Origin of the sequence: Butyricicoccus sp. Marseille-Q5471, from assembly GCF_951230135.1 — a bacterium.
GTDB lineage: Bacteria > Bacillota > Clostridia > Oscillospirales > Butyricicoccaceae > Agathobaculum.
Genome location: NZ_CATNVC010000014.1, coordinates 15,754 through 30,975, shown reverse-complemented (window position 1 = coordinate 30,975; position 15,222 = coordinate 15,754). Strand labels below are relative to the sequence as shown.

General features: G+C 56.7%; 19 protein-coding genes and 1 other annotated feature. Of the genes, 15 read left to right on the top strand and 4 right to left on the bottom strand.

Annotation, left to right across the window (positions count from 1 at the left end):
* Position 1: 1 nt before the first annotated feature.
* From pheA to aroF, 4 genes are read right to left on the bottom strand one after another with little or no spacing between them, the layout of a single operon-like run.
* On the bottom strand, positions 2-1,141 hold the full coding sequence (gene pheA / locus QOX26_RS12220) for a prephenate dehydratase (RefSeq protein WP_283675263.1): 1,140 nt from the start codon (positions 1,139-1,141) through the stop codon (positions 2-4).
* The gene (gene aroC, locus QOX26_RS12215) at positions 1,134-2,225 is read right to left on the bottom strand and encodes a chorismate synthase (protein ID WP_283675262.1); all 1,092 of its coding nucleotides are present in this window, start codon (positions 2,223-2,225) and stop codon (positions 1,134-1,136) included. Before aroC ends, pheA begins: the two co-directional genes overlap by 8 nt.
* 12 nt (positions 2,226-2,237) lie before the next feature.
* Positions 2,238-3,281: a 3-dehydroquinate synthase gene (gene aroB, locus QOX26_RS12210; protein WP_283675261.1), complete on the bottom strand. Its 1,044-nt coding sequence runs from the start codon at positions 3,279-3,281 to the stop codon at positions 2,238-2,240.
* 30 nt (positions 3,282-3,311) lie between these two features.
* A complete protein-coding gene (gene aroF / locus QOX26_RS12205) occupies positions 3,312-4,328 on the bottom strand; it encodes a 3-deoxy-7-phosphoheptulonate synthase (protein ID WP_283675260.1) in 1,017 nt (338 codons plus the stop codon).
* Positions 4,329-4,415: 87 nt separating this feature from the next.
* Positions 4,416-4,671: a binding site (T-box leader), on the bottom strand.
* 120 nt (positions 4,672-4,791) lie between these two features.
* Here aroF and QOX26_RS12200 point away from each other — a divergent pair.
* The 15 genes from QOX26_RS12200 (at position 4,792) to QOX26_RS12130 (ending at position 15,204) form a co-directional block, all read left to right on the top strand.
* A complete protein-coding gene (locus QOX26_RS12200; protein WP_283675259.1) occupies positions 4,792-5,685 on the top strand; it encodes a stage III sporulation protein AB in 894 nt (297 codons plus the stop codon).
* A complete protein-coding gene (locus QOX26_RS12195; protein ID WP_283675258.1) occupies positions 5,679-6,197 on the top strand; it encodes a stage III sporulation protein AB in 519 nt (172 codons plus the stop codon). Before QOX26_RS12200 ends, QOX26_RS12195 begins: the two co-directional genes overlap by 7 nt.
* 13 nt (positions 6,198-6,210) lie before the next feature.
* The gene (spoIIIAC, locus tag QOX26_RS12190; RefSeq protein WP_283675257.1) at positions 6,211-6,405 is read left to right on the top strand and encodes a stage III sporulation protein AC; all 195 of its coding nucleotides are present in this window, start codon (positions 6,211-6,213) and stop codon (positions 6,403-6,405) included.
* Positions 6,402-6,791 (top strand): SpoIIIAC/SpoIIIAD family protein, encoded by a 390-nt coding sequence (locus QOX26_RS12185; RefSeq protein ID WP_283675256.1) that lies wholly within the window; start codon positions 6,402-6,404, stop codon positions 6,789-6,791. Before spoIIIAC ends, QOX26_RS12185 begins: the two co-directional genes overlap by 4 nt.
* A 13-nt stretch (positions 6,792-6,804) precedes the next feature.
* On the top strand, positions 6,805-7,890 hold the full coding sequence (locus tag QOX26_RS12180; protein ID WP_283675255.1) for a stage III sporulation protein AE: 1,086 nt from the start codon (positions 6,805-6,807) through the stop codon (positions 7,888-7,890).
* Positions 7,887-8,363 carry a hypothetical protein gene (locus QOX26_RS12175; protein ID WP_283675254.1) on the top strand — a complete coding sequence of 159 codons (477 nt, stop codon included), beginning with the start codon at positions 7,887-7,889 and terminating at the stop codon, positions 8,361-8,363. Before QOX26_RS12180 ends, QOX26_RS12175 begins: the two co-directional genes overlap by 4 nt.
* Positions 8,360-8,911, top strand: coding sequence for a hypothetical protein (locus QOX26_RS12170; protein WP_283675253.1), 552 nt, complete (start codon positions 8,360-8,362; stop codon positions 8,909-8,911). The genes QOX26_RS12175 and QOX26_RS12170 overlap by 4 nt, the downstream gene beginning before the upstream one ends.
* A 34-nt stretch (positions 8,912-8,945) precedes the next feature.
* The gene (locus QOX26_RS12165; protein WP_283675252.1) at positions 8,946-9,473 is read left to right on the top strand and encodes a SpoIIIAH-like family protein; all 528 of its coding nucleotides are present in this window, start codon (positions 8,946-8,948) and stop codon (positions 9,471-9,473) included.
* Positions 9,474-9,541: 68 nt separating this feature from the next.
* The gene (locus tag QOX26_RS12160; protein WP_283675251.1) at positions 9,542-9,952 is read left to right on the top strand and encodes an Asp23/Gls24 family envelope stress response protein; all 411 of its coding nucleotides are present in this window, start codon (positions 9,542-9,544) and stop codon (positions 9,950-9,952) included.
* Between the two features lie 119 nt (positions 9,953-10,071).
* A complete protein-coding gene (gene nusB / locus QOX26_RS12155) occupies positions 10,072-10,554 on the top strand; it encodes a transcription antitermination factor NusB (protein ID WP_283675250.1) in 483 nt (160 codons plus the stop codon).
* Entirely contained in the window at positions 10,551-11,486 is a 936-nt protein-coding gene (locus QOX26_RS12150) for a DNA-binding protein (protein ID WP_283675249.1), read from the top strand. The genes nusB and QOX26_RS12150 overlap by 4 nt, the downstream gene beginning before the upstream one ends.
* Positions 11,483-12,748, top strand: coding sequence for an exodeoxyribonuclease VII large subunit (gene xseA / locus QOX26_RS12145; protein WP_283675248.1), 1,266 nt, complete (start codon positions 11,483-11,485; stop codon positions 12,746-12,748). The genes QOX26_RS12150 and xseA overlap by 4 nt, the downstream gene beginning before the upstream one ends.
* A 6-nt stretch (positions 12,749-12,754) precedes the next feature.
* On the top strand, positions 12,755-12,988 hold the full coding sequence (gene xseB / locus QOX26_RS12140) for an exodeoxyribonuclease VII small subunit (RefSeq protein ID WP_283675247.1): 234 nt from the start codon (positions 12,755-12,757) through the stop codon (positions 12,986-12,988).
* 1 nt (position 12,989) lies between these two features.
* Positions 12,990-13,877, top strand: a complete 888-nt coding sequence (locus QOX26_RS12135) for a polyprenyl synthetase family protein (RefSeq protein WP_283675246.1) — start codon at positions 12,990-12,992, stop codon at positions 13,875-13,877.
* 727 nt (positions 13,878-14,604) lie between these two features.
* Positions 14,605-15,204 carry a hypothetical protein gene (locus tag QOX26_RS12130; RefSeq protein ID WP_283675245.1) on the top strand — a complete coding sequence of 200 codons (600 nt, stop codon included), beginning with the start codon at positions 14,605-14,607 and terminating at the stop codon, positions 15,202-15,204.
* Positions 15,205-15,222: the final 18 nt, after the last annotated feature.

Below are 15,222 nucleotides of genomic sequence, written 5' to 3'. Positions count from 1 at the left end.
GTTATTCCTCCGTTGCCTCGGCGACGCGGTAGCTGCCGATGACCTTGATGTAGGGAAGCTCCTCATGGAGCTGATAAAGAAGCGCCTGCACCGCGTGGTCGCGCATGTTGCCGGTAAAATCGATGTAGAACACATAGCACCACGGACTGTCCTTCATCGGGCGTGAATAGATTTCGGTCATGTCGACGCCGTAGTCCGAGAAAATGTTCAGCACCGCGCCCAGCGAGCCGGGTACGTTCGGAATGTGGAACGCGATTTCTATGCGGTTATCCTCGGGCCTACAGGTCAGCGTGCGGCTGACCGCGATAAAGCGCGTTTCGTTGTGCTTGAGGTCGTTGATGCCCTCGGCGAGCACATCTAAGCCATAGCGCTCGGCAGCTTCACGGGAGCAGATTGCGGCAAGCCCCTTATCCCCGCGTGCGGCGACGTTCTGCGCGGCCATCGCGGTATTGGCGACCTCAATGGCTTCAAAACTGTGCTCCTGTATGTAGGCGTGGCACTGGGGCAGCGCGTGCGGATGGGAGCAGACGCGCTCCACCTCGTCAATGCGGGTTCCGGGAACTGCCGCCAGACAGTGGCGAATCTTTTTAATGTAAGAATAGTTGATGGACAAATCGTATTCCAACAGCAGATCATACACCTCGCTCACCGTGCCCGCGGTCGTATTTTCGACCGGGACAACACCTGCATCCGCCGCGCCATCGCGCACCGACTGAAATACCTGCTCCCAGGTCGGCACATGCTGCGGCTCGGTCTGCGGAAAGAGTGCGCGGGCGGCCAGTTCCTGGTACGCACCAGGCACGCCTTGATAATAGACCGACTGCGGCGCCAGTGCGCTTTCGGCAGGATGGAAGGGGAACTTATCCGGATTCAGACGCAGGATTTCGCTGTACTGATATTCGCGGCTGGCGCAAATCATGTTCTGCAGCAGTGCGATGTACTTGAGCCGCAGCTCCTCCGGCATGCCGGTGGCGCGCTTTTCGATGATTTCGGCTTCTCGGTCAGGTTTGAAAATTTTATCGTTGGTCTGCGCTTTGGTCCGCGCGACTTCAAGCGCAAGCGACATTCGCAGCAAAAACAGCTCGCGAATCGCGGCGTCCACCGAGTTAATGTCCTGCCGGATGGAGGGAAGTTCACGCATAACCCTTTGCCTCCCTCAGTAAATCGGCGACTGCGATTGCCACTGCGGCCTCAATGACAGGCGCCGCGCGGGTAACGATACAGGGATCGTGCCGCCCGTGGATGGAAAGCGGCTCGACCGTGCCGCGCGACAGGCTGAGCGTCTGTTGCTGCATGCCGATTGACGGGGTGGGTTTAATCGCCGCGCGGACGAGCACGGGCATACCGCTGGTGATACCGCCGAGCACACCGCCGTTGTTGTTGGTGTCGGTTTTGACCGTGCCGTTTTCCTTATAAAACGTGTCATTTGCGTGCGAACCGCGCAGACCGGCAAAGCCGAAGCCTGCGCCGAACTCCACGCCCTTGACCGCCGGAACGGCAAACAGGATGGAGGACAGACGGCTCTCCACCGTGTCCATCATGGGACTGCCCAAGCCGGCTGGAAGGCCGATGGCCGCGCATTCAATCACGCCGCCGACCGAGTCCTGCTCGAGCCGCGCATCCTCGATAGCGGTGAGCATTGCGTCACGCACACGGTCGTTTTGAATGGGATATTCGGCAGTGCGCAGGCCTTCGAGCTGCGCTTCGGTCACGCAAACGTCGTCAAACGGCATGTCCTGAATCTGTGCAATCGACTGGATGTGCGAGCCGACCATGACGCCTTCGCTTTTCAAATACAGCTTGCACAGTGCACCTGCAAACACGAGAGGCGCGGTCAATCTGCCGGAGAAATGGCCGCCGCCGCGGGGGTCGTTGAAACCCTTGTAACGCAGCATGCCGGTATAATCGGCGTGGCCGGGGCGTGGCTGATCGGCAAGCTCGGCATAGTCGCCCGAGCGCTGATTGGTATTTTCAATGACCGCGCAAATCGGCGTGCCGGTCGTTTTGCCGTTCAAAATGCCGGAGAGCACGCGCGGTGCATCACTCTCCTTGCGGGCAGTCGACTGCTTGTTCTGACCGGGAGCGCGGCGCTTCATTTCAGAGAGGATGAACGCCTCATCGTATGCGATGCCGGACGGAAAACCGTCCAGTACTACGCCGATGCCGCCGCCATGCGACTCGCCGAAGATGGAAATTTTGATGCTGTTTCCCCAAGTGGAGCCCATTTGCGGTCCTCCTTACAGTTGTTTGATGAATTCGTGCAGCGCATCCGCTTCGATGGGCGTGATTTCCGCCCGTCCCGGCTCGCGCACGAGGATAAAATTGACCGTTGCGCCGAACTTCTTTTTGTCCGACAGAAGAGCGTTAAAAATCGCTTCGCGGTCGTATGTCAGCTCGGTCGGCAGACCAATCTGCTGCAGCAGGCGCACGAGCGGTGCGGACAAATCCGCGTCACCGCGCAGTGCGGACAGGTGCATCGCGCAGACCATGCCGATAGCGACCGCTTGTCCGTGTGTGAGCGCGGTGTAATTGCCCAGCTTTTCTGCCGCATGCCCGATGGTATGACCGAAGTTTAAAATCATGCGCAGTCCGGTATCATGCTCGTCAATGGCAACCACGTCACGCTTGATTTTAACACACTCATAAATAATGGTTTCGATGTTCTGCTTATAATCCGGCTGCGCGACGAGATCGAGAATCTCGCGGTTTGCGATATAACCGTATTTGACCACTTCGGCCATGCCGTCCGCAAAGGTTGCATCGGGCAGGGTGGAGAGAACATTGGGATCAATCAGTACCAGCCGGGGCTGATAAAACGCGCCGACGAGGTTTTTGCCCTCGGGCAGATCAACGCCGGTTTTGCCGCCGACTGAGGAATCCACCTGCGCCAGAAGCGTGGTCGGAATCTGGCAGAGCGACACACCGCGCAGAAAGGTAGCGGCGGCAAAGCCTGTGATATCGCCGGTCACACCGCCGCCGAGCGCGATAATTAGATCTTTCCGTGTCATGCCGCTCGCGAGCAGGTCATGATAGATGCCCTCAACAGCCGCAAGGCGCTTATATTCTTCGCCTGCGGGCAGCACAGTCTCGGAAACGGGCAGTGCAAACTGCTGTTTCAGTCGGTCGAGATATAGCGGCGCGACTGTCGAATCGGTCACGATATGAATGCGGCTTGGTGAAAATGTCTCACCGATGACGGCACCCGCCCGATCAAGCAGGCCGGCTTCAATGTGGATATCGGACACGCCGTTTGCGCCCGAAAGGGACAGAATCTGCGCCACAAATGCTCACTCCTTTATCGTAATTGTCTCTTACAGTTCGCGGCCAACCGCCTGAGCGACTGCGCGCAGGCTGCCCATAGTTTCAGCAAAAGAATCGTAGGTCAGCGACTGTGCACCGTCCGACAGGGCGTGCGCAGGGTCGTTGTGCACCTCAATCATCAGACCGTCCGCACCAGCGGCGACAGCGGCCTTGGCAAGCGGCTCGACCATCCAGTAGATGCCGCCCGCGTGTGACGGGTCGACGATAACCGGCAGGTGGCTCATACGCTTGAGCACCGGAACAGCCGAAATGTCCAGTGTGTTGCGGGTGTACTGCTCGTAGGTGCGGATGCCGCGCTCGCAGAGAATGACATCCTCGTTGCCGCCCGCCATCAGGTATTCGGCGGACATGAGGAACTCCTCCATCGTGTTTGCGAAGCCGCGCTTGAGCAGGACAGGCTTGTTGACCTGCCCCAGCTCCTTGAGCAGCTCGAAGTTCTGCATGTTGCGCGCGCCGACCTGGAAGCAGTCGCACTTTTCCATGAACAGATCGATATGCGCGGGATTGGTGATTTCGGTGACGACCGGCAGACCGGTGTCGAGGCTGGCTTCGTGCAGCAAATCCAGTCCCTCGGCCTTCATGCCCTGGAAAGAGTACGGGGACGAGCGGGGCTTCCAAGCACCGCCGCGCAGCACGGTTGCGCCGTCCGCCTTAACATGACGTGCAACATCAATGATTTGGTCATGACCCTCAACCGAGCAGGGGCCGGCCATAACGATGATTTTCTTGCCGCCGATGACAACGTCCTTGCCGATTGTGACCAGAGAATCCTGCGGGTGCATCTTGCGGTTGGCGAGCTTAAACGGCTCCTGCACCTTAATAATATTGTCGACCTGCGGATCGCGCAGCAGCGCGTCCTTATCGACAGCGCCCGTATCGCCTACCAGGCCGATAACAATCGTGCCCTCGCCGTAAATCGGGTTTGCTTTGACGTTCCAGCGTTCCATGAGTGCGGATAACTCCTCTACGTGTTCGCGTGTTGCAGTTGGCTTCATGATGATAATCATAATATTGTCTCCTTTTCTTTTCTGTAGGTGAATGTTGTTTACGTCTGTCAGCGGCGGAAAAGGTATAAAAAAAGCCCTTCATCCACAAAGAGGGACGAAAGACAAACGGTTCCGCGGTACCACCCACATTCGGCAAAAAAATTCTGCCGCACTTTTTCGGATACAAAAAATATCCTATCCCTGTAACGGAGGAGACCCGTCAGCGCCTACTAAACGAATGGTTCAGCGCCGCAGCTCAAGAGGGAACTTCATCATACCGGCGTCTGCGTCCGTTTACAGTCATGCCGGACACTCCCTGAAAGCCGCACTTGGGACAATTACTTTCCTCTGTCATCGCTTTGTGCAATATATGTGATTATTATAGGACGGTTTGTAGTTTTTGTCAATGGTTGTTTTATTGCAATTTTGTTTCTCTGTCATACCGGGGACAGGCAGACGCATAGAGTAGGACAGGTGATGAGACATGAAGACGGACAAAGCATTCCAGCAGGCGGCTGAGTGTATGCCGCCGCTGCTCAGGATGCAGCTGGAAGGAATGGAAGAGCAGACAGAAATCGAAGAATTGCGTCTGCGCGCAGGGCGGCCTCCGGGTGTGAAAGCAGCTTTGGAGGAGAGAGTGCTGGATTTGGAGCCGCTTTCTGCAGAGACGCTGCGCGATATCCTGAGCCGTGCGGCACGTTTTTCGGTACATAGCTATGCAGAAAGCCTGCGATACGGCTACATCACGCTCGCAGGGGGACATCGACTGGGCGTGTGCGGCACCGCGGTGGTCGAGAACGGTGAAGTGAGCGGCATCCGAAATATCTCCTCGCTCAACCTGCGCGTTGCTCGGCAGATTCGGGACGCAGGGGAAGGTTTGGAACTGGTGTCAGACGGACGGCTGCACTCAACACTGCTGATCTCTCCGCCGGGTCTTGGCAAAACAACGCTGCTGCGTGAGCTGATTCGCCGCACATCGGACGCGGGGTGGACGGTCGGCGTTGCGGACGAGCGGTGCGAAATTGCAGCACTGTCGGAAGGGGTACCGCAGTTTGATGTAGGGCGGTGCACCGATGTAATCGAAGGCTGTTCCAAGCAGCAGGCAGCGCTCATGCTGCTCAAAACCATGTCGCCCGCGCTCATTGCGCTCGATGAGATTACGTCACCCGGTGATGTACAGGCGGTGGGACTCTGTGCACACTGCGGCGTGTCGGTCGTTGCATCGGCGCATGCGAAGGATTTGGAGGATTTGCGGCGGCGGGCATTGTATCGCGAGCTGCTTGCGCTTCATTTGTTCGAGCGGGTGATAATTGTCTCGCTCGACGGGGAAAAACGGACGTATCACGTGGAGGACATCAAGGAGGAATCAGAATGCTGAAATTACTGGGGGCTGTGATGATTTTCGGTTCGTGCGCCGCGCTGGGACTGTCGGCAAGACAGCAGCTGCGACGGCGAGTGGCGGCAGCGGATGCGCTTTTGCTCGCGCTGACGCTGATTATGAGCGAAATTGAGTGTCGGCGCGCCACACTGCCGGACATCATCGCGGAATTGACCGAAAATGAGAACGAAGCGGTCGCAAGGGTGTTTCTTGCCCTGCAGCGGCGGCTGCGGGAGCAGAACGGTCTTTCGCTGGGCTATCTGTGGTGCGCCAATCTGCGGGATATGCGGGAGGAGATTGGACTTGGCAATCAGGAATGCGAGATTTTATGCCAGGCCTCAAATTTTCTGGGGCGTTATGATGCATCCGAACAGCTTGCCGGTTTGCGTCAGATTTCACGTCGACTGAGCACATCACGCGAGGTCGCTGCACAGGAGCTGACGAATAAAGGCAACCTGTACCGCACCTGCGGCATTGCAATGGGTATTCTGGTCGTGTTGGTGCTGATTTGAAGCGGAGGAAATTATGGACGTTGATCTGATTTTTAAAATCGCCGCGATCGGCATTCTGGTAGCGGTACTCAACCAGCTGCTGACGCGTTCGGGACGGGATGAACAGGCGCTCATGGTCGTTTTGGCCGCGTTAATTGTGGTCTTGATGATGATCGTGCAGGAGATCGGGCAGCTGTTCTCCATGATGAAGAGCGTATTCGGGTTTTGAGCGGACTCATGCCGCTGTGTGGTCTTGCACTGCTGGCCATCGTATTCACGCTGACGCTGAAAAAGGACAGCCCGGCCATTGCATTCCTGCTTGTGCTGGTGACGGGGCTTGTCATTTTGTTTCGCGTGTTTTCCGAAATCAGCGGTGCGGTGCAGACCTTTGAACAGGCGTTTGGGCAAGGCGGAATCGGGCAGTCGCTCTATCTGCCGGTGCTCAAGGTGGTGGGCATCGCGACGGTGATACGCGTGATGAGCGCACTGTGCAAGGATGCCGGGCAGTCAGCGCTTGCTGCAAAAGTCGAAATCGCGGGCGCAGTGCTGGCAATCTCAGCTTGCCTGCCGCTGTTTCAGCAGGTGCTGAGCTTGGTTGGCGACTGGGCGCGTTGAAAGGAAAACGAAAATGAAACGGATTTTTCTCTGCTGTCTGCTGCTGTTACTCTGTTTGACAAGCGCGGGCGCACTGGACCAAAGTGATGTGGGGGGACTGGCGGATGCACTGCCGAACGAGCAGCGCGGCTATTTGGATGGCATTACAGCGAGTGATGCGACTGACCTGAGCGGTTCGTTTACACGCCTAATTGAAAACATTTCGCAGGACGGTACGACCGCACTGCAAAATGCCTTTCGCAGTTTGCTGCGGGTTTCGGTCATCGTCATGCTGACCGCAATCGGGCGCGGTGTTTCCAGCGCGGTCGGCGGCGGGGCGGACAGTGCAATCGATATGGCGGGCGCACTCGGCTGCGCGGCCGTACTGCTGACTGATTTTTCCGGTGTGCTGACCATTTGCCGCGATGCGTTACAGCAAATCAGCGTCTTTTCGGGGGTACTGCAGCCGGTGCTTGCAACGGCGCTGTCGATTGGCGGGTGCACAACAACTGCGACGGTGCTGCAGGTCGCAACCATGCTGGTGTTTGACTTCGTCATCCGTCTGATAACAACGCTGCTTGTGCCCGCTGCCTGCGCCTATCTGGCGGTGGTGGCGGTCGATGCGGCAACAGGAAACGATATGCTGCGAGGATTGGCGGACGGCATCAAAAGTCTGACAACAGGCACACTCAAGCTGATTCTAACGCTGTTCATCGCTTACATAACAATTGCGGGCGGCGTTTCGGGCAGCGTGGATCGTATGGCGCTTAAGACGGCAAAATTTGCCGTGTCAGGCGCAGTGCCGGTCGTTGGCGGCATCATTTCGGATGCAACAGAAACCATGCTGACCGGCGCGATGCTTCTAAAAAACGCGGTTGGCGTATTCGGCATGCTGTGTATCACTGCCATCTGCATTGTGCCGTTTTTGCAGGCAGGGGCGTCCTATCTGTGCTTTCGAGCGGGGGCGGCAGTATTATCTCCGCTGTGCTCTAAGAGCATGGAGGGTCTGCTGTCAGGCGTGGGAACGGGGTTCGGTCTGCTACTCGGTATGCTTTCCACCTGCAGCATGATTCTGTATTTTGAACTGGTTTATGTGGTAGCGATGGTGAAGCCGATATGACAGAATTATTTCAGGCTATTTTAATGCGTGTTACGCTGGCGGGTATTGCGTCCGCCGCCGCGTTGTCGGTCGCGAAGGAGGGGGCGCTACGCGAAACCGTGCGTCTGGCAGCCGGCCTGCTCATGGTGTTGGCACTGGTGCAGCCGCTGGCGCAGGTGCGTCTGGGGTCGTTTGGCGATCTGATGAAGGGGAGCGGCGTCAACGTCTCCGATATTGAGATGCAAAATGCACAGACAACAATGGGTTCGGTAGGCGCGACGATTGCGAGCGTCGTAGAGGATCATGCCGCCGAACAGGGCATTAGCTGCTCGGTTACGATTACGATGAAAACCGATGAAAACGGCGTACTGCAGAGCGATAAAGCGACTGTATATTATCGTGCCTCAGACGAACCACGGCTTGACGAGCTGCGCACAATTCTGGAAAACGATTGCGGCATATCCGCAGACAGACAGGAGATGATCCGGAGATGAAAAACATAGACCTTGCATGGCTGAGGCCGGTGACGGAAAAAGTGGTGCCGGTGCTCAAAAAATATCGCGCGGTACTGATTGTACTGATTGCGGGCGTGCTGCTGCTTGCGTCGGGCGGGCTGTTCAAAGATACACAGCAGGTCAAGGCGCCCTCGGCAGAGGGGCTGGAGCCTGCGCTATTTGATCTGGATGAATTTGAGCAGAGCCTCAACGAGCAACTTTCCGCAATTGATGGAGTTGGGCGTGTATCACTCATGCTGTCGCTTGAGGAGACCGAGGAGTCGGTTTATGCGGTCAATGTGCGCCGCACGGAGAACGGCGCGAGCGTGCAGAGTTATGAAAGCAATCTGACGGTCGTTTCGGACGGCAGTTATGGCGAAAATCCGGTCACGGTCAAAAATCTGCTTCCAACCTTCCGCGGCGCGGTCGTGCTGTGCGATGGGGCGAACAATACGACCGTTCGGTATGCCGTGACACAGGCGGTTTCCACGCTGTGCGGCGTGGGGACGGACAAAGTAACCGTTCTAAAAATGGCAGCAGATTCATAAATAGTAGCAACAATGTTGGGAGGGCGAATTGGACATGAAAAAAATCAAAAAACGCGGGGCAATCTATGGCGTGATCGCGCTTATGCTGTGTGTGGCCATCTACTTGAACTGGAACTTCGTGGGCGCACCGGACGAACTGCTGGTCGCGGGACAAACGGACACAGGGGAGCCGGCAAGTGCTGACGCTGAGGGTGCGGCGGCAACCGGCGACGACTACTTTGCAACCTCTCGTCTCACACGCGAACAGGCGCGGGATGAAGCGATCAGCATCCTGAAGGAAACAACGGAGAGCGATAAGGCGGCAGACACGGCGAAGGACGACGCGGCCGCGCAGATTTCGGTACTGGCTGAAAACTCGGTGACAGAGGCGCGTGTCGAGAGCCTGATCCGTGCCAAGGGTTATGACGATGCAGTTGTCATGATGGGCGACGCAAGCGTAAATGTTGTTGTTGCACCACCTGAGGGCGGCCTGCAGGCAACGGACGCGACCGTCATCAAGGATATCGTAATCGAAGAGACCGGTGTGAGCGCCGATCAGATCAAAATCGTTGAAGCAGCGTGATGACTCATTTTTCCTTTGCTTTTTGCCGTGATTGTGCTATAATCCCACTATAAGGAGAGTGAAGCACTATGGCAGATCACAAGGATTATTGGTCGACCACGGGCGATCAGGGCACGATTAAAATTTCGGAGGACGTTGTTGCTTCGATTGCCGCGCTTTCCGCCTTGGAGACTGAGGGCGTCAGCGGTTTGTATTCCAGTCTGACGAATGACATCGTCAGCTTTTTGAGCAAAAAGAACCTGTCCAAGGGCGTACGCGTCGATTTGGGCGAGGATGATACCGTTAAGATTGAAATCGGATTCCTTGCACTGTTCGGACACAATATCTGTGAGGTTTCCAAAACCGTGCAGACGAGCGTCAAGTCCGCGATTGAATCGATGACCGGACTTAAAGTGGTTGAGGTCAACGTTCATGTCGGCGGCGTAACCTTTGCGCCTGCAGAGAATGAAGAACCTGCAGAGGCCACGGAAGAAGAATAATGTGAAACGCGAGTCGAAAGACTCGCGTTTTTCTTATATTCTCTTGCACTTTTGGCGAAAATACGATAAAATAAAACATACTTATGAGATTTACGAAATAAAGGGAGGAACTTCCGACCGTGAGTAGAAAAAAAGCAAGAGAAATCGCCCTGCATCTGATTTTTGAGATGGGGTTTTCCAATTTTGAGCCGGAGGAAAAACTGGCTGACCGTCTGGACGAAAGCATCATGGCCTCAATCAGCGGAGATATTGCGCTGTATGCCGGCAAGCTGACCGAGGGTCAGACCGCCTATATCATGGCAGTGGTCAAGGGCGTTGCGGCTTGCAAGGATGAGCTTGACCGCACAATCGAACAATATTCGCGCGGCTGGAAGCTGAATCGCCTGTCCCGCATCACGATTGCAATCCTGCGCCTGGCGTTGTTCGAAATGCGCACGATGGAGGATGTGCCGGTCGGCGTTGCGATCAATGAAGCCGTCGAGCTGGCCAAGGAGTATGATTCTGAGGAAGCGGCTTCCTTTATCAACGGCATTCTGGGGTCGGTTGCCCGTGCGGAGACCGGAGAGACGGTCGAACTCAAGGCCGACGAAAGCGCCGAATGAGCAGCCGCTTTTTAGGGGTCGACACCTCAAATTACCGCACCTCTGCCGCCGTGTATGATGCGGCAACCGGCGCGTGGTGCAACGAGGGCAGCCTGCTGACCGTGCCCGAGGGCGCGATTGGCCTGCGTCAGTCCGACGCGCTGTTTCAGCACACGGTACGCCTGCACGAAAAAATTGAAGCACTGCCGCAGGGCAAAGTGTCCGCCATCGGCGTGAGCACCCGCCCGCGTGCGGTCGAAGGTTCGTATATGCCCTGCTTTCTGGCGGGTATCAGCGCCGCGCGAAGCGCGGCGCATTTGCTTTGCGTACCGCTTTTTGAAAATTCGCATCAACAGGGTCATGTCGCCGCGGCGGCACTGTCTGCAGGACGGCTTGATTTACTGGACGCCCCCTTTCTCGCATGGCACCTGTCCGGTGGCACGAGTGAATTGCTGCTGGTCAGGCCTGATGCGCATGGCATGCCTGATTGCACCTGCATCGGCGGCACCACCGATCTCGCGGCGGGACAGCTAATTGATCGTGCGGGCGCACTGCTCGGACTGGCGTTTCCGTCCGGCGCGGAGTTGGACAGGCTCGCGTTGACGGCTGCGCCCGAAAAGGGGTATCGTCCCAAGGTGGAGGAGTGCTCGTTTTCCTTGTCCGGCATGCAGAATCAAATCGATACCCTGCATAAAAAAGGTGCGGAAGGCGCTGCTGTTGCGCGGTTTGCACTCGAAACGGTCGCGAATGCGGTCATAAAGGCGACCGAGCAGGCGCTGACGCAGTATCCGTATCCCGTGCTGTGCGCGGGCGGTGTGATGGCGAGTGAGGTCATCCGTTTGAGACTGCAGAAATTTGACGATATTTATTTTGCCGAACCCGTACTTTCGGGCGACAATGCAGTCGGTGCGGCAGTGCTTGCCGCACGGCAGTATGAAAGGAACCAAACGTGAGCGTAGTTTATTCCGTCACTCAACTGAATAACGAAATTAAAGATTTGCTGGATGCCGTCCCCGGTTATCGCAATCTGCTGGTGCAGGGCGAGCTGTCGAATTACAAGGCGCATTCTTCCGGACACCAGTACATGACGCTAAAAGATGAAGGCGCATCGATTAATGCCGTCATGTTTCGCTCGGACGCGATGCGGCTCAAATTCCGGCCGGAAAACGGCATGAAGGTCATTGCGCGCGGGCGCGTCAGTTCATTCCCCAAGTCGGGCCAGGTGCAGCTCTATCTGACCGAGCTGATGCCGGACGGTGCTGGTGCGCTCAATCTCGCGTTCGAGCAGCTCAAACGCAAGCTGCAGATAGAAGGGCTGTTTGACGAACACTATAAAAAGCCGATTCCGTACTGCCCGGAGCATGTCGCGCTTGTGACTTCGCCGACCGGCGCTGCGGCGCGGGACATGACTCGTATTCTGGGACGCCGCTGGCCGCTGGCCAAGGTGACGCTCTATCCGGCACAGGTGCAGGGGCAGGGCGCGGCAGAGAGTATCAGCCGTGCGATTGCACTTGCAAACGCGATTGGCGAAGCGGATGTCATTCTGTGCGGCCGCGGCGGCGGCTCAATCGAGGATTTGTGGGCGTTTAACGAGGAAGCGGTCGCGCGGGCGATTTTTGCAAGCGAGCTGCCGGTGATTTCGGCCGTTGGCCATGAGCCGGATGTCACGATTGCCGACTTTGTCGCCGATTTGCGCGCACCGACGCCGTCCGGAGCCGCCGAATTGGCCGTGCCCGACCGGATGGAATACCGGCAGACGGTGCGTCAGATGGATGCACGGCTGCATGTAGCGGCAAATCGGCGCACTGCAATGGCACGGCATCGGCTGGAGGGCTTGCAGGAGCGTCTGGCGCTCCGCACCCCCGCGAAGTATATTGATGAGAAACGACTGCTGCTTGACCATATATCCGAGCGTTTGCTGAGTGCGCTCCCCGCGCGTCTTGCGCGCGACCGGCAGAGTCTGAAACTGATGAACCACCGCCTGCTCACCGTTGGGAGAGGGATGACGCAGACACGCCGCCTGCGGTTTACGCGCACGGTGGCAACACTCGATGCAATCAGTCCGCTTAAGGTGCTCAGTCGCGGCTATGCGGTTGCAACAGGCAGCGCGGGCATTGTGACCGATGCCGCATCCCTCAACATAGGCGAGGAATTGCGCATCCAATTTGCAAAAGGCGCGGCGTGCTGCCGCGTGACGGATACCGAAAAGGAGTAAACGCACATGGCGATAGAAAAAACGTTTGAGGGCCAAATGGAGCGGTTGGAGGAAATTGTACGTCTGCTCGAAAAAGGCGAAGCGCCCCTGGCAGACAGCATGAAGCTGTTTGAAGAAGGAACCAAGCTTTCGGCCGCACTTGGTAAGCTGCTGGACAAGGCGGAGCAAAAGGTGACGGTCATGATGGAAAACGAGCAGGGCGAACTGCGGGAAGAGCCGTTTGAGGCGGAGGAAGTCTGATATGGATTTTGAAAAGCAGCTGTCGGACGATATTGCACGGATTGAACAGGCGCTTGAGGCCTATCTGTCGGGCGAGAACGGCGAAGGCTATGATGTGATTTTCAAGGCGGCAAAATACTCCGCGATGGCGGGCGGCAAGCGTCTACGTCCGGTCATTTTGCTGGCGTTCTGCCGCATGTGCGGCGGTGAAACGGAAAACGCGTTGCCCTTTGCGTGCGCACTGGAAATGATTCACACCTATTCGCTCATCCATGATGATCTGCCGTGTATGGACAACGATGATTTGCGCCGCGGACGTCCGACCAGCCACAAGGTGTTTGGTGAAGCGACTGCATTGCTCGCGGGTGACGCACTGCTGACGCGTGCCTTTGAGATTTCATCGGCAAACGCCGAAAAGCTGCCTGCCGAAACCGTGCTGCGCGCAATCGGTTACATGGCGCAGGCGGCAGGAATGACCGGCATGATCGGCGGACAGGTGCTCGACATGGAAAGCGAGCACAAGCAGATTGATTTGGAAACGCTCCAGCGCCTGCAGCGGCTGAAAACCGGCCGTCTGATTCGCATTGCGGCGGTGGTCGGCTGTCTGGCGGCAGGTAAAGACGATGCGGATACGCTTCGCGCCGCCGAAACCTACGGCGACAAGCTGGGGCTGGCGTTTCAGATTCAGGACGACATTCTTGATATTGAGGGCGACGCGGCAACACTTGGAAAATCGGTTGGCAAGGATGAGAAAAGCGAGAAATCGACCTTTCCGTCGCTGCTCGGCATGGAGGAGTGCAAGCGTCTTGTGACCGCGCTCAGCGGTGAGGCAATCGATGCAATTTCGACATTCCCGGACAGCGCTTTTCTGGGGAAATTGACCGGCAGTTTAATCGGGCGGGTCAAATAACGCGGTTTTTACTTGAATTTTTTCCATGCTTGTGGTAGAATACCTAGCAAAGTGACACAGTATCCTTAGTCAGCGCATGCGATTCCCAGGACGGGCCTAAAAATCCGTAGAAGGGCATATCGATGAAGTCTCTGGTGTTTGCTTCTTACGCCCAGTTTGGGGTGGATGCTGGAGGTTAAGGCTCGAGGGCGCGCTTCAATGGCATGAAGTACCGACCCTCCCGCCGTGGAGACCTGCATGCGTGGGACACCTATAGCATCCCTTCGGGGGTTGATGGATGTCCTACGGTGCAGGATGAAACCTGTATTGCGGTGCGGCGCTCCTTCGGGGGCAAAACGCTGTGTGCAGTGTAGCCTGCCTTGAGTGGTCATGGTGGATAGGGTATCCGCCCGCGGTTTCCCGGCCAGGAACCCGTGGGAATTGACGCTTGAAACCATGCCTGCAAAAGAGGCTAAGAATCGCGTTGCCTGTTGTGGAAATCACCTAGGCTGTTCTCACAGAGGCAGACAGAGGATTGCAGTACGGACTCAGTGGCAATTCGGTCCCGGTGATGGTAACATCCCGGCACGAACTTTAAAGGGAAACCGCCATGACGGCGACGCGTGGTAGTTCGCGGGGAAAACCAACCGAACCTCAAGCCGTAAGATTTACTCTGTCTGCTGTCACTTTATGATAAGCAGAACCGCCCGTATGGGCGTTATTTTTGATATAAAGGGGTTTTGATTCCTTGGACGGAACCGACAGACAACAGAAGAAAAAACAGCAGTCCGCACCGACTAAACCGCGGCTGGTTAACTGGCGCTGGGTCGGCACAATTATGCCGGTAAGCCTGGTGCTTTCGATGGCAATGTCCTACCTGTCAAACGAAGCGCTGAACAACGCCAATACGATTACGTCGTTCATTGTGCTGTTTGTGTTCATTGCGCTGGGCATCGTGTTCGACATGATCGGTGTGGCTTCGACCGCTGCGACGGAAAAGGAGTTTCACTCCATGGCCGCACGCAAGGTCAAGGGCGCGAAGGAAGCGGTTTGGATGACACGAAACGCCGAAAAGGTTTCTAGCATCTGCAACGACGTCATCGGCGATATCTCGGGTATTATCTCGGGTGCAACAGGTGCGCTGATTGTTGCCGGCATTTCGTCGGGCAAGAGCGCAATCCAGACGGTGGCACTTTCTCTGCTGATTACCGGTCTGATTTCAGCGCTGACCATCGGCGGCAAAGCTGCCGGCAAGGGACTTGCACTTGCATTCAGCGGACGAATCCTTGCGGTGTGCGGCCGCATCCTGTCGGTGCTGCCCCTTTCTCTGGACAAAAAGAGGCAATAGTCTCCTGGTTGGGAGTAG

What these genes read in the sequence shown, in the direction of transcription:
- pheA (WP_283675263.1), bottom strand. Translation starts at nt 1,141, where the DNA reads ATGCGTGAACTTCCCTCCATCCGGCAGGACATTAACTCGGTGGACGCC.
- aroC (WP_283675262.1), bottom strand. Translation starts at nt 2,225, where the DNA reads ATGGGCTCCACTTGGGGAAACAGCATCAAAATTTCCATCTTCGGCGAG.
- aroF (WP_283675260.1), bottom strand. Translation starts at nt 4,328, where the DNA reads ATGATTATCATCATGAAGCCAACTGCAACACGCGAACACGTAGAGGAG.
- QOX26_RS12200 (WP_283675259.1), top strand. Translation starts at nt 4,792, where the DNA reads ATGAAGACGGACAAAGCATTCCAGCAGGCGGCTGAGTGTATGCCGCCG.
- QOX26_RS12195 (WP_283675258.1), top strand. Translation starts at nt 5,679, where the DNA reads ATGCTGAAATTACTGGGGGCTGTGATGATTTTCGGTTCGTGCGCCGCG.
- spoIIIAC (WP_283675257.1), top strand. Translation starts at nt 6,211, where the DNA reads ATGGACGTTGATCTGATTTTTAAAATCGCCGCGATCGGCATTCTGGTA.
- QOX26_RS12180 (WP_283675255.1), top strand. Translation starts at nt 6,805, where the DNA reads ATGAAACGGATTTTTCTCTGCTGTCTGCTGCTGTTACTCTGTTTGACA.
- QOX26_RS12175 (WP_283675254.1), top strand. Translation starts at nt 7,887, where the DNA reads ATGACAGAATTATTTCAGGCTATTTTAATGCGTGTTACGCTGGCGGGT.
- QOX26_RS12170 (WP_283675253.1), top strand. Translation starts at nt 8,360, where the DNA reads ATGAAAAACATAGACCTTGCATGGCTGAGGCCGGTGACGGAAAAAGTG.
- QOX26_RS12165 (WP_283675252.1), top strand. Translation starts at nt 8,946, where the DNA reads ATGAAAAAAATCAAAAAACGCGGGGCAATCTATGGCGTGATCGCGCTT.
- QOX26_RS12160 (WP_283675251.1), top strand. Translation starts at nt 9,542, where the DNA reads ATGGCAGATCACAAGGATTATTGGTCGACCACGGGCGATCAGGGCACG.
- QOX26_RS12150 (WP_283675249.1), top strand. Translation starts at nt 10,551, where the DNA reads ATGAGCAGCCGCTTTTTAGGGGTCGACACCTCAAATTACCGCACCTCT.
- xseB (WP_283675247.1), top strand. Translation starts at nt 12,755, where the DNA reads ATGGCGATAGAAAAAACGTTTGAGGGCCAAATGGAGCGGTTGGAGGAA.
- QOX26_RS12135 (WP_283675246.1), top strand. Translation starts at nt 12,990, where the DNA reads ATGGATTTTGAAAAGCAGCTGTCGGACGATATTGCACGGATTGAACAG.